General features: G+C 66.5%; 10 protein-coding genes. 2 read left to right on the top strand and 8 right to left on the bottom strand.

Going from position 1 to position 11896, the window contains the following annotated elements; translation table 11 throughout:
- Positions 1-99 precede the first annotated feature (99 nt).
- Complete coding sequence (gene ilvC / locus P0645_RS08085; RefSeq protein ID WP_284164065.1) at positions 100-1122, top strand: ketol-acid reductoisomerase; 1023 nt, start codon at positions 100-102, stop codon at positions 1120-1122.
- A 71-nt stretch (positions 1123-1193) separates the two neighbouring features.
- A complete protein-coding gene (locus tag P0645_RS08080; RefSeq protein WP_284164064.1) occupies positions 1194-2081 on the top strand; it encodes a DMT family transporter in 888 nt (295 codons plus the stop codon).
- A gap of 12 nt (positions 2082-2093) precedes the next feature.
- Here the strand turns inward: P0645_RS08080 and P0645_RS08075 are convergent, their stop codons facing one another.
- From P0645_RS08075 to P0645_RS08040, 8 genes are all read right to left on the bottom strand, one after another.
- Positions 2094-2564 carry a hypothetical protein gene (locus P0645_RS08075; protein ID WP_284164063.1) on the bottom strand — a complete coding sequence of 157 codons (471 nt, stop codon included), beginning with the start codon at positions 2562-2564 and terminating at the stop codon, positions 2094-2096.
- Positions 2561-3355 carry an Ivy family c-type lysozyme inhibitor gene (locus P0645_RS08070; RefSeq protein WP_284164062.1) on the bottom strand — a complete coding sequence of 265 codons (795 nt, stop codon included), beginning with the start codon at positions 3353-3355 and terminating at the stop codon, positions 2561-2563. The genes P0645_RS08075 and P0645_RS08070 overlap by 4 nt, the downstream gene beginning before the upstream one ends.
- An 81-nt stretch (positions 3356-3436) precedes the next feature.
- The gene (locus tag P0645_RS08065) at positions 3437-4843 is read right to left on the bottom strand and encodes an aldehyde dehydrogenase family protein (protein WP_284164061.1); all 1407 of its coding nucleotides are present in this window, start codon (positions 4841-4843) and stop codon (positions 3437-3439) included.
- A 119-nt stretch (positions 4844-4962) separates the two neighbouring features.
- Complete coding sequence (gene glmM, locus P0645_RS08060) at positions 4963-6306, bottom strand: phosphoglucosamine mutase (protein ID WP_284164060.1); 1344 nt, start codon at positions 6304-6306, stop codon at positions 4963-4965.
- A gap of 20 nt (positions 6307-6326) precedes the next feature.
- Positions 6327-7328 carry a dihydropteroate synthase gene (gene folP, locus P0645_RS08055; RefSeq protein WP_284164059.1) on the bottom strand — a complete coding sequence of 334 codons (1002 nt, stop codon included), beginning with the start codon at positions 7326-7328 and terminating at the stop codon, positions 6327-6329.
- Positions 7329-7372: 44 nt separating this feature from the next.
- A complete protein-coding gene (locus P0645_RS08050; RefSeq protein WP_284164058.1) occupies positions 7373-8245 on the bottom strand; it encodes a dihydroneopterin aldolase in 873 nt (290 codons plus the stop codon).
- 92 nt (positions 8246-8337) lie between these two features.
- Positions 8338-9033 (bottom strand): cell wall hydrolase, encoded by a 696-nt coding sequence (locus tag P0645_RS08045; protein WP_284164057.1) that lies wholly within the window; start codon positions 9031-9033, stop codon positions 8338-8340.
- Positions 9034-9240: 207 nt separating this feature from the next.
- A complete protein-coding gene (locus P0645_RS08040) occupies positions 9241-11739 on the bottom strand; it encodes a putative PEP-binding protein (protein ID WP_502854646.1) in 2499 nt (832 codons plus the stop codon).
- Positions 11740-11896: the final 157 nt, after the last annotated feature.

The following is an 11896-nucleotide window of genomic DNA, read 5'->3' as shown; positions in this document are numbered from 1 at the left end:
GAGAATGACTTATCCCACAGAAAGTAAAATTCGTCAAACTTTGCACGGGAATTTCCGCGCCACCCCCTATGCTCGCCCCATCAAGCAAAGGAGAACGCCATGCGCGTCTATTATGATCGTGACTGCGACATCAACCTGATCAAGGACAAGAAGGTCGCCATCCTCGGCTACGGCAGCCAGGGCCACGCCCATGCGCTGAACCTGCGCGATTCGGGTGCCAAGAACGTGGTCATCGCACTGCGCGAAGGCTCGCCCTCTGCCGCGAAGTGCGAAAAGGAAGGGCTGAAGGTCATGGGCATCGCCGAGGCCGCCGCCTGGTGCGACCTGATCATGTTCACCATGCCCGATGAGCTGCAGGCCGCGACCTACAAGAAATACGTCCACGACAACCTCAAGGAAGGCTCGGCGATCGCCTTCGCGCACGGCCTGAACGTGCATTTCGGCCTGATCGAGCCGAAGCCCGGCGTCGACGTCATCATGATGGCGCCGAAGGGCCCGGGCCACACGGTGCGCGGCGAATACACCAAGGGCGGCGGCGTGCCCTGCCTTGTCGCCGTTCATCAGGACGCGACCGGCAAGGCGATGGAAATCGGCCTCTCCTACTGCTCCGCCATCGGCGGCGGCCGCTCGGGCATCATCGAAACCAACTTCCGCCAGGAATGCGAAACCGATCTGTTCGGAGAGCAGGCGGTGCTGTGCGGCGGCCTCGTCGAACTGATCCGCATGGGCTTCGAGACGCTCGTCGAAGCCGGCTATGAGCCTGAGATGGCCTATTTCGAATGCCTGCACGAGGTGAAGCTGATCGTCGATTTGATCTACGAAGGCGGCATCGCGAACATGAACTACTCGATCTCGAACACCGCCGAATATGGCGAATATGTCTCGGGCCCGCGCATCCTGCCGTACGATGAGACCAAGGCGCGGATGAAGGCGGTTCTGACCGACATCCAGACCGGCAAGTTCGTGCGCGACTTCATGCAGGAAAATGCCGTGGGCCAGCCCTTCTTCAAGGCGACCCGCCGCATCAACGACGAACACCAGATCGAGAAGGTCGGCGAGAAGCTGCGCGCCATGATGCCCTGGATTTCCAAGGGCAAGATGGTCGACAAGTCGCGGAACTGACGGTTCGTTCGCGAGCGAAGCACAAGGGGCGGGGGCGGCGCTATGCTGCCCCCGTTCATTCTGGAGCGACCATGCCGAAACCGACGCTGGCCAACTGGCTTTCCATCATGGCACTCGGCCTGATCTGGGGGGCGACCTTCATGGTCGTGGCGTTGGCTCTCAGGGGCTATGGGCCGCTGACCGTCGCGGCGGCGCGGACGGGGTTGGGGGCGGTGGCGCTGGTCTCGGCGGTCCTGATGACCGGGCGGCACCTGCCCGGCCTTTCGCCGCGGCTTGTGGCCCATGTGCTGGTGATCGGACTTTTCTCGACCGCGCTGCCCTTCTTCCTTCTGTCCTGGGGCCAGCAGTCGGTGCCCTCGGCCTTCGCGGGCCTGTCGATGGCGGTCGTGCCGCTTTTCGTCCTGCCGCTGGCCCATCTGTTCGTGCCGGGCGAGCGTCTGTCGCTGCGCAAGACCTCCGGTTTCGCTCTCGGTTTCGCGGGCGTCCTGATCCTGATCGGGGGCGATGCCTTTGACGGAAGCGGGGCGCCGCTGGCGCAGCTCGCCTGCATCACGGCGGCGCTCTGCTACGCGGTGTCGGCGATCACCACCCGGCGCTGCCCGGCCATCGACCCACTGGCGCTGGCGGCGCTGTCGCTCTGTGTGGGCAGTGCAGCACTGATCCCGGCGATGCTGCTGGTCGAGGGGCGCCCCGTCGTCACGACCGGCGAGGCGACCACGGCCATCGTCGTCCTCGGCCTCGTCCCGACCGCTCTGGCGGCGCTTCTGCGGGTCACGACCATCCGCAGCGCGGGGCCGAGCTTCATGACCCTGACCAATTATCAGGTGCCGGTCTGGTCGGCGCTCTTCGGCGCGCTGGTCCTGCATGAACCGCTGACGCAGCGCTTCTTCGCGGCCCTCTTGCTGATCCTCGCCGGGCTGGCGCTCAGCCAGCGCCCGGCCTTCCGCCGCGGCGCCTGAGGGCCGACCGGGCTAGCGCAGGACGAAGCCTGCCTCGGGCGTCCAGCTCCAGAATTCGCCGACGCCCATCGGGTCCGCTTCCAGCACCAGCATGCCGTTCGTGACCGACAGGGTCAGGTCCGCACAGGTCATCGCAGGCGTGCTCAGCCTTGGCGCGCCGTCGAAGCTGATCACATAATAGTCCCGCGCCACCGCGTCGATGTCGTCACAGCTCTGCGTGCCCGGCGTCTCGACCACGATCGCGGGCATGCCCAGCAGCGCGACATCGTCGGCGTCCGCGACCATGCCGACCACTTCCAGATCGCCCCCAGACAGGAGCTGGTCGCGCTCGAATTCATTCCGACCGACAAACAGCAGTTCGAGCGGATCGACCGGTTCGATCCACACCTGCCAGTCGCCGACGACGACATGCTGTTCTTTCACTTCGGCCCCGGCCGGTAGGGTGGACAGGCCGAGCAGCGCGGCCGCGAAAACAGGTTTCATTGCGCTTCACTCCATGTCTTGAGGGCACGGATCGCCCCGGGGGACCAGCTTTCCAACCCTTCGGGCCGGGTCTGCATCTCGCCACCGGCGAAGGCCCAGGCAAGATAGGGCTGGCGCGTCGCTGCATCGAGGATCACGACGGCGTAGGAACCATCCATCTCGTGGGCACTGCCCATATAGCCCGGGTCAGCCAACCCGCCCGAGCCCACGCCGGAGAGGAGATCGACGAATGTGTCGCCCTCTTCTTCCCCAAGCAGCATGTGCATCTGATCGGCGATCGGGCCGAACCGGAACACGTCAAGCGGGTGGGCAGCCTCCAGCTCGTCAAGCTGATCCCAGCCTCTGGACGGGTCCGGGCTGAAGGCAACCGGATCAAGCATCACCAGCCCCCCGCCGGGCGTCCAGCGCCAGTGCTGGCCTTCCCAGGCGGCGCTCGGTTCGGACACGAAGTCGATCGCGTCCGTGCCAATGGTTTGTTCCAGATAGGCGCAGCTGTCCGCAGGACCGTCGAGACGATACGCCTCGCCCTGCAGTGACAGGACGAAAGGACCGGCATTGCAGCTATTGCCGCCCGATCCCGCCGCCCCGATCAGGACCGTCGCGCCGCCAACCTCATGCGGCAGCGCATCCAGATAGATCACCCCGTCCTCGTGCGCTTTCACGCCATCGACGAGAAGCGCCTGCCCCGCCTCCGTATCGACCACTTCGACGTCATGGCCGTTCAGATCGATGGGTTGGGCGAGCACCGGAGTGGCCGCAAGCCAGGCCGCAAGCGCAAGGCGGAGGTTCATCGTAGGCTCCCGTTTCATGGCTTGCGGGTTTTCGCAGGTCCGCAAACCCCCGAAAAGGCGGGAAATCCTGACCAGTCCGCTTCAGCGCAGGAAACGAAGGAGCAGCCGCGTCAGCGCCCGCACCCGCCCGTTGTAGGGTGGAAAGACCAGCGGCAGCGTCGAGAGGCGGTTTGTGAGGACCGGTTTCATATGGCTGAAGGTCTCGAACCCCGCGCGGCCATGGCCCGCGCCGAGGCCCGAGGCGCCGATGCCGCCGAAGGGCAGGTTGGGATGGATGAACTGCACGATCGTCAGGTTCACGCCCAGGCTGCCTGACGTGGTCTCGGCCCGGACGCGGCGGATGAAGGCGCGGGCGCGGGCGAAGACGTAAAGCGCAAGCGGTTTTGGCCGGGCGTTGATCTGGCTGATCGCCTCCGCCGGATCGTCGTAGGCGATGACGGGCAGGATCGGGCCAAAGATTTCCTCGTCCGAGATGCGCATGGCGGGCGTCGTGCCGGTCACGATGGTCGGGGCGATGTAGTTCCGGTCTCCCTCGCGCGCGCCACCATGGGCGATGGTGGCGCCTTGCGCGACCGCGTCGTCGATGAGCCCTGCGAGACGCCCAAAATGGCGGGCGTTGACGATGCGGCCGTAGTCAGGCGAAAGTGCCGGGTCCGGCCCGTAGAGCCGTCCCAGTTCGGCTTTGAGCGCCGCCAGCAGCGCCGCCTCCTGCCCACGCGGCACGATGACATGATCGGGGGCGACGCAGGTCTGGCCGGTGTTGGCGAACCGCCCCCAGGCGATCCAGCGGGCGGCTCTCGCCAGATCGGCGCCGGGGCCTATGATAACCGGGCTCTTGCCGCCAAGTTCCAGCGTGACCGGCGTCAGGTGGCGGGCTGCCCGCTCCATCACGATGCGACCGACGGCGGTGGAGCCGGTGAAGAAGATATGGTCGAAGGGCAGGTCGAGAAGCGCCTCGGCGACCTCCGGCCCGCCTTCGGCCACCGCAACGAGATCTTCGGGAAGCGCGTCGGCGAGCATCGCCTTCAGCGCCGCCGAGGTTGCGGGCGTCAGTTCGGAGGGCTTCAGGATCACCGAATTGCCGGCCGCGAGGGCCGAAACCACCGGACCAAGCGCAAGAAGGACCGGGAAGTTCCAGGGCGCGATGATCAAGGCGACGCCCTTCGGCTCGGGCCTCAGGCGCGCCGATGTGCCGAGCATCGTCAGCGATGGCAGTTTCAGGCGCGGCCGCATCCAGGCCCGCAGATGGCGGCGGGCATGGGCAATCTCGGTCTGGACGGGGAGGATTTCCCACAGCGTCGCTTCGGTTTCATTCTTGGCGTAATCGGCCTTCATCGCGGCCAGAAGCTTCGCCCGATGCCGGTCGAGCGCCGCGAGCAGCGCCGTCAGCGCGGCGCGACGCTCCCTGAGGCCGAAGCCGGTTCGGCGGGCGACGGCTGCCTTCGCATGGCGTTCGAAAATGGCGCGTGGCTCAGTCTGATCCATCATGGCCGGAGCTTGCGCGGGCCGAAGGCCCGGGGCAAGCATAACGCTGGGTTACCGGCGGGCCGGGCCGCTCATCGGGCCTTTCAGCCCTCTTCGCGAGGAGCGGCCTGGCCGACCGCCGCTCAGACGGCCGCCTCGACGGCACCGACGATTTCGTCCACGACTGCGTTCAGAAGCGCCTCATCCTCGCATTCCGCCATCACCCGGATCAGCGGCTCGGTTCCCGATTTGCGGATCAGAAGCCGCCCGAGGCCCTGAAGCCGCGCTTCCGCGCCCTTGATCGCCGATTGCACGGCGGCGGTCTTCAAGGGCTCCTGCCCGGCCCTGAAGCGGACGTTCTTCAGCATCTGCGGCACCGTGTCGAACTGGCGCGCCAGCGCCGACACCGGCTGACCCGTCTCGGCCATCGCCGCCAGGAACTGCAATGCCGCGATCAGCCCGTCGCCGGTCGTCGAATAATCGGTCATCACGATATGGCCCGACTGTTCGCCACCGAGGTTGAAGCCGCCCTCGCGCATCCGTTCGACCACATAGCGGTCGCCGACCGGCGCCCGTTCCAGCCGTAGCCCACGCGCCGAGAGGAACCGTTCCAGCCCGAGGTTCGACATGACCGAGGCCACCAGCGTTCCATGGTTCAGCCGTCCGGCGTCGCCCCAGCGGGCGGCGAGAAGCGCCATGAACTGATCGCCGTCGGCGATCTGGCCCTTTTCGTCGATGATGATCACCCGGTCGGCATCGCCATCGAGGCAGATACCGATGTCGGCGCCATGTGCCACTACCATCTCGGCAGCCGTCTCGGGATGGGTCGAACCGCAGTTTTCGTTGATGTTGAGCCCGTTCGGGCTCACGCCGACGGACACGACCTCCACGCCCAGCTCCCACAGCGCCTGCGGCGCCGCCTTGTAGGCCGCGCCGTTCGCGCAATCGATCACCACCTTCAGGCCCGAAAGCTGGCCACGGAAGGGGAACGTGGTCTTGGCATATTCGACATAGCGCCCGACGCCATCGTCGATATGGGTCGTCCGCCCGATCTCCTGCGGCGGCACCAGCTCGACGACGCTGTCGAGCATGGCCTCGATTTCCAGCTCTGCCGCATCATCGAGCTTGAACCCGTCGGGGCCGAAGAACTTGATGCCATTGTCATAGGCCGGGTTGTGGGATGCCGAGATCATGATGCCGAGGTCGGCGCGCATCGAGCGCGTGAGGAACCCCACGCCGGGCGTCGGCACCGGGCCGAGGCGCAGGACGTTCATGCCCGTGGAATTGAGCCCGGCCGTCAGCGCATTCTCGATCATGTAGCAGGACAGCCGCGTGTCCTTGCCGATCACCACACGGTGGCCGTTGCGGCCGTCCTTGCGGAAATAGCGGCCGGCCGCCGCGCCGAGCCGCAGCGCCAGTTCCGCCGTCATCGGATGGCTGTTGGCGCGTCCGCGAACCCCGTCGGTGCCGAAATATTTCCTGCTCATCGCTTCAGCCCTTCAGCCTTCTACCCTTGAACGGCGGCCATCCACAGCCGGATCGCCTGTCGCGCCTCAGCGCTATCATGGACGCGGTGGATCTGCACGCCCTGTGCGATCCCCGCCAAGGTCACAGCAATGGTCCCCGGGCCCCGCCGGTCGGTATCGGGCGCCGCGCCGACCTCTCCGATAAAGCGCTTGCGGGACGCGCCCAAGAGGATCGGGCAGCCGAGCCCGTGAAAGAGCGACAATCCCCGGATCAGCGCCAGATTATGGGCGACGGTCTTGCCGAAGCCGATGCCGGGATCGACGATGATCCGGTCCCGCGCGATGCCCATCGCCTCGGCCGCCGCAACCCGTTCTTCGAGATAATCATAGACGTCAAGAAGAACGTCGTCATAGCGCGGATCGGCCTGCATGGTGGCGGGCGTGCCCTGCGCGTGCATCAGGCAGACGGGCAGGCGTAGGGCCGCGACCAGCGGCCCGAGCGCAGGGTCGTGGGTCAGCGCGGCCACATCGTTGACCATCGATGCGCCAGCCGCGACAGCGGCCCGTGCCACGGGCGATTTGCGCGTGTCGATCGAGATCGGCGTTTCAAGGCCCGTCTGCCGCAGCGCCGCGATCAGCGGCGCGGTGCGCGAGCTTTCCTCCGCCGCATCGACCTCAGCCGCGCCAGGTCGCGTGCTTTCGCCGCCGATGTCGAGTATGTCCACATGGTCTGCAAGGCGACGCGCCTGCGCCAGCGCCGCCTCTGCGCCTGCAAAGCGCCCGCCATCGGAGAAACTGTCGGGCGTCACATTGAGGATGCCCATCAATCGCGGCACATCCAGTGTCAGGCCTGCAACTGGCGCCCGGGCGGCGCACAGCCGGTCAACGGCGTCCGACGGAACCTCCCGCACGGCCATGAGCCCTTCCGACCCCGCCCGCGTCAGCACTTCGACGCGGTCGAACCAGCACCAGCCACCGGCAAGCGGCAGGGCATCCTTGGGTCGTGCAAGGTCGGTCTGGGCAATCGGTCGATAGCGGGTCATGCGGTTTCTTCACCGCTCGCCCCGGCTTTGGCAAGGGCCAAAGGTCAGAGCAGTTCGACCAGAATGCGGCTTTCCGCCGGGGGTGCAACAGGCGCGTGAGTGACGATCTTCAGCGCATCAAGCTCGCGCGCCAGCCATTGGGCCAGCGGCAGGCCGTCGCCCACATCCATCGGCGCCCCAGCTGTATCGCTGACCATCTTCGAAGGCGCCCAGACGATGATCCGGCCCTGACGGACCGCCCAGTCGATCTCGGTGCGCGTTGCGACGACAGACAGCCGCTCGTCGCGCGAGGCGAGCGCCCAGGCCGCCTGTTCGATGGCAAGAAGATCGATCCGGCGCAGCGCCTCGGGCGAGTGCGCGCGCGGACGCGGCAGGTCGGGCGGGCCGAGGACGATCACGATGGGCTTGCCGAGGGCGACAAGCCCCTCCATCCGCGCGCCGAGGTTGACGACCGAACCGCCAAGCCAGGCCACCACCGGACGCGGCGCAGGAGCAGGTTGCACGGGCAGGGCTGACGCACGGTCCCGCGCAATCTCGACACCCAGGATCCAGGGACCGCGATCAAGTTTCTCGATCCTGAGATGGACTTTCGCGGCCTGCGGCTCGGCCAGGACCCGCGCGGCGATCCGTTCCGCCAGCGTTTCAAGGAGGTCGAGCCTTTCGGAACCGAGTTCGGTGTCCACCGCCTCGATCAGCCGGTCGTACGACAGGATCAGGTCGACATCGTCCCCGGCCGAAGTGCCGACGGGCGCAAGCTCCACGACAATGGAAAACCGCAGGCGCTGCTCCTGGCCCCGCTCATGCTGGAAGGCGCCGATCTCTGCGCTGACCACATAGTCGCGCAGGATCAGGCGATCCGCCGACAAGTCCGCCGAACCGTCCAGCGGCCCGAAGGCCGCACCGCTTTCATCAGTCACCTGCAAGGGCCCCACGCACACTTATTGATCGCATCTCGTCAATGATGATCGCGGATCGCGTGCATGGATTAAAGTCACCAAATTGGCAACAATCAGTTGGAAGCGGTGACGATCGGTCGACGATAGAAGAAATGCGCCCCGATCCGGACGGTCATCGGAAAGCGGTTCGCCCAGGAGGGCTTCACCGCAGGGGTATGGAAGTAGGTCGCACCATCGGTCAGGTCGCGCGGCGTGCCACCGATATAGGCGGCGGCGATCTTTTCCGCGACATACCAGGCCTGGCGATCGCCGATCACATCCGCGCGGCCATCGCAGACGAACGAGAACTGGCAACCGCCGCCACCCGCCTGATTGACCACGCCGCAGACCGAGCGCGGGAAATAGGGGCTGTCGGTGCGGTTCAGCACCACTTCGGCAACCGCCGCCTGACCCTTGATCGATTCGCCGCGCGCCTCGAAATAGACGGCGCGCGCGAGACAATCCAGTTCGGCCGTCTCGGGCGCCGCGGGCAGCGCCTCGACCCAGGCCGCATCATAGGTCAGGGCGACCGGATCGGCCTTCTTGGCCTTGGTCGTCTTGGTCACGACCGGCGGCGCGATAATCTCGGAAAACCGGCCTTCATCCACTTGCCCGAGCGCAGCATTTTCCTGCGCGAAAAGGCCCGCGAGATTGATGCTCAGCGGCGCAGCCGGATCGTTCGACTGGCTCACCGTCATTTCGGCATGCGCAGCAGGAGCAAGGGCAAGAAGCATGACCATGCTTCTGGTCCAGCACTTCAGCGATGACATTTGGAAGTCCCGAATTGTTTCGACGAGCCACAGCCCCCAGGCAATGACAGGCGAGGGCATAGGGGGCAGCGCCCGGCGCGTCCAGCATCAAGGACAAACGCAGGCTTTCTGAGCGGATTTTTGCCGATCAGAGCGAATCAGTCAGGCCCATTTGGGTGGGTTATGTGCCGATAATTAAGTGCAAATTTCGCAACTGAAAAGCGAAATCTAGAGAGATTTTGGCTCGGTCAACGCAAGATGTGCTGCGGCCAGACGGGCGACCGGAACCCGGAAGGGCGAGCAGGAGACATAGTCAACCCCGGCCTTGCGGCAGAAGGCGATCGATTCCGGATTGCCGCCATGTTCGCCGCAAACCGAGAGCGTCAGGTCGGCACGGGCGCCGCGCGCCCGCTCGCACCCGATGAGAAGAAGCTCGCCCACCCCGTCGGCATCGAGCACATGGAACGGGTCCTCGGCGAACACGCCCTGGTTGACGTAGGTGGACATGAACCGGCCGGCATCGTCGCGCGACAGGCCATAAGTCATCTGGGTCAGGTCGTTCGTGCCGAAGGACAGGAAGGCGGCATGTTCGGCGATGTCGCCCGCGCGCAAGGCGGCGCGCGGGGTTTCCACCATGACCCCGAGCTTGAAATCGAAATCGCACTTCAGCTCGTTCCGGACCGCCGCCGCCACCGCGTCGATCCGGTTCTTCACCAGCTCGACCTCGCGCATGGCGGAAACCAAGGGGATCATCACCTCCGGCACCACCTCGGCGCCCCGGCGGCGGGCCTCGACCGTCGCCTCGAAGATAGCGCGGGCCTGCATTTCGTAGATCTCGGGCACTGTCACGCCAAGGCGCACGCCGCGCATCCCCAGCATCGGGTTGAATTCCGACAGCGCCTCGACCCGGCGGGTCACGTCCGACAGGGGCTTGTCGAGCGCCTCGGCCAATTCGCGCATCCCCTCGCGATCCTGCGGCAGAAATTCGTGCAAGGGCGGGTCGAACAGGCGGATGCAAACCGGCAGCCCCGCCATGATGTCGAAAAGCGCGATGAAATCGGCACGCTGCATCGGCAACAGCCGGTCGAGCGCGACCTTACGGTCCTTCGCCGTGTCGGCAAAGATCATCTCGCGCATCACCGTCAGACGGTCTTCGTCGAAGAACATATGCTCGGTCCGGCAGAGGCCGATCCCCTCGGCCTCGAACATACGCGCGGTGCGGGCATCGTCGGGCGTGTCGGCATTGGCGCGCACGCCGATGTCGCGGACATTGTCGGCCCAGTGCAGAAGCGTGGTGAAATATTCATCCAGCGCCGGTTCCAGCATCGCCGCCTCGCCCGCCAGCACCTCGCCCGAGGTGCCATCGACGGTGATCTTGTCGCCTTCGCGGAGCGTGCGCCCGTCCGGTGTGACGATGGTCTTGTCGCGCAGGTTCAGCTTCAGGTCCGAGGCGCCCACGATGCAGGGCAACCCGAGGCCGCGCGCGATGACGGCGGCATGGCTGGTGATCCCGCCGCGTTCGGTCAGGACGGCGACGGCCGCATGCATGCCGCGGATGTCTTCCGGCGCGGTTTCGCGGCGCACGAGGATGCAGGCCTCGCCCTGCGAGGCCGCCGTCTGGGCATCGGCGGCGGTGAAGACGATGCGGCCCGAGGCGGCGCCGGGGCTTGCCGCAATGCCGCGCGCCAGCCGGTCGCGTTCGACCCTGGGATCGACCTGATAATGGAGGAGTTCCGACAAGGCGCGCGGCTGGACGCGCAGAAGCGCCTCCTCGCGGCTGATGATCCCGTCGCGAGCGAGGCCCACGGCGATCCTGACAGCGGCGCGGGAGGAACGGGCGACCTTGACCGCATCGATGATCTTCAAGGCGCCGTTCTCCAGCGCGAATTCGATCTGCATTTCCTCGCGCAGCTTCGCCCGTGCGGCGGCGCACTGGCGCTGGAGGTCGGCGAAGATTTCGGGCCTGGTCTCTTCGAGCGAGGCGCCCCGCTTGTCGCGGACGAGGTAGAGCGTCTCCTCCGCCTTGCGGTCGGCAGGCTTCTGGCCCCTGAAGCGGCCGGTGACCTGCGGCGCGCCGGTCACGGCATCGACAAGCTGGATGGTGCCGAAACCCGCAAGGCCCGGGCCGACCATCTGCACCATTTCCTGCACCAGAAGACCAAGCGCCGCATCGGCGGGCGCGCCCTTGGCCTGGCGCAGAAGCCGCGCAGTCGTGCCTTCCCAGGCGCGGGCCATGGAGCGGAGCACCTCAGACAATTGCTGGGCGGCGGACTGGGGAAATTCCTCGTCCATCTCCGCCTCATAGGCGGCGAGTGCTGCGGCGAGCGCGGTGGGCGAGGGTTCGTCCGAGAACATGTCGGGATCGAGACGCGCGACATTGATCGCATAGCTTTGAACGAAGGCCAGGTAGACCGCGTCGGCATGGGCAGCGCCGTGGCTTGCCGCCAGCTCGGCATGGCGCTCGCCGTTCATGCCGACATTCAGCACGGTGTTCGGCCCGCCCCAGTCGGGGTTCGCGGGGCTCGAGCGCACCGCCATCAGGGGCGTGGGTCCGAAATGGCCCGCAAGCTTTCTGGTGTCGGGCGGCGTGCCCGCGGCGATGGCGCGCACCGCCTCGACCGGCAGGGCCACGGTCTTCGGCACCGGCAGCTCCATCCGGATCAGCCGCTGCAGGCATTTCGCCCGCCAGCCATGGCGCACCGTCTCGATCCCCGAGGACGGGGTGATCTCGGTCTGCCCGGCGAGGTCCTGAAGTTTCTGCACTGCAGCGATTCCTTTCGCGCGCAGAATACGCCGGTTCTGATTCGGGGCAAGGTGAAGATTCGGGGGATGGCGCGAAGTTTCGTCCCGCCTTCGGCGGGCCGACCCGCCGGGAGGGCTCTGC

Origin of the sequence: Frigidibacter sp. SD6-1 (genome assembly GCF_030143255.1) — a bacterium.
In the GTDB taxonomy this organism is placed as follows: domain Bacteria; phylum Pseudomonadota; class Alphaproteobacteria; order Rhodobacterales; family Rhodobacteraceae; genus TMP-24.
Note: the sequence above shows the minus strand (reverse complement) of the source record. Positions and strands in the feature narration are given on the sequence as shown.

Excerpts from the sequence above, each read along its gene's own strand:
- ilvC (WP_284164065.1), top strand. The coding sequence starts at position 100 with ATGCGCGTCTATTATGATCGTGACTGCGACATCAACCTGATCAAGGAC.
- P0645_RS08080 (WP_284164064.1), top strand. The coding sequence starts at position 1,194 with ATGCCGAAACCGACGCTGGCCAACTGGCTTTCCATCATGGCACTCGGC.
- P0645_RS08075 (WP_284164063.1), bottom strand. The coding sequence starts at position 2,564 with ATGAAACCTGTTTTCGCGGCCGCGCTGCTCGGCCTGTCCACCCTACCG.
- P0645_RS08070 (WP_284164062.1), bottom strand. The coding sequence starts at position 3,355 with ATGAACCTCCGCCTTGCGCTTGCGGCCTGGCTTGCGGCCACTCCGGTG.
- P0645_RS08065 (WP_284164061.1), bottom strand. The coding sequence starts at position 4,843 with ATGATGGATCAGACTGAGCCACGCGCCATTTTCGAACGCCATGCGAAG.
- glmM (WP_284164060.1), bottom strand. The coding sequence starts at position 6,306 with ATGAGCAGGAAATATTTCGGCACCGACGGGGTTCGCGGACGCGCCAAC.
- folP (WP_284164059.1), bottom strand. The coding sequence starts at position 7,328 with ATGACCCGCTATCGACCGATTGCCCAGACCGACCTTGCACGACCCAAG.
- P0645_RS08045 (WP_284164057.1), bottom strand. The coding sequence starts at position 9,033 with ATGTCATCGCTGAAGTGCTGGACCAGAAGCATGGTCATGCTTCTTGCC.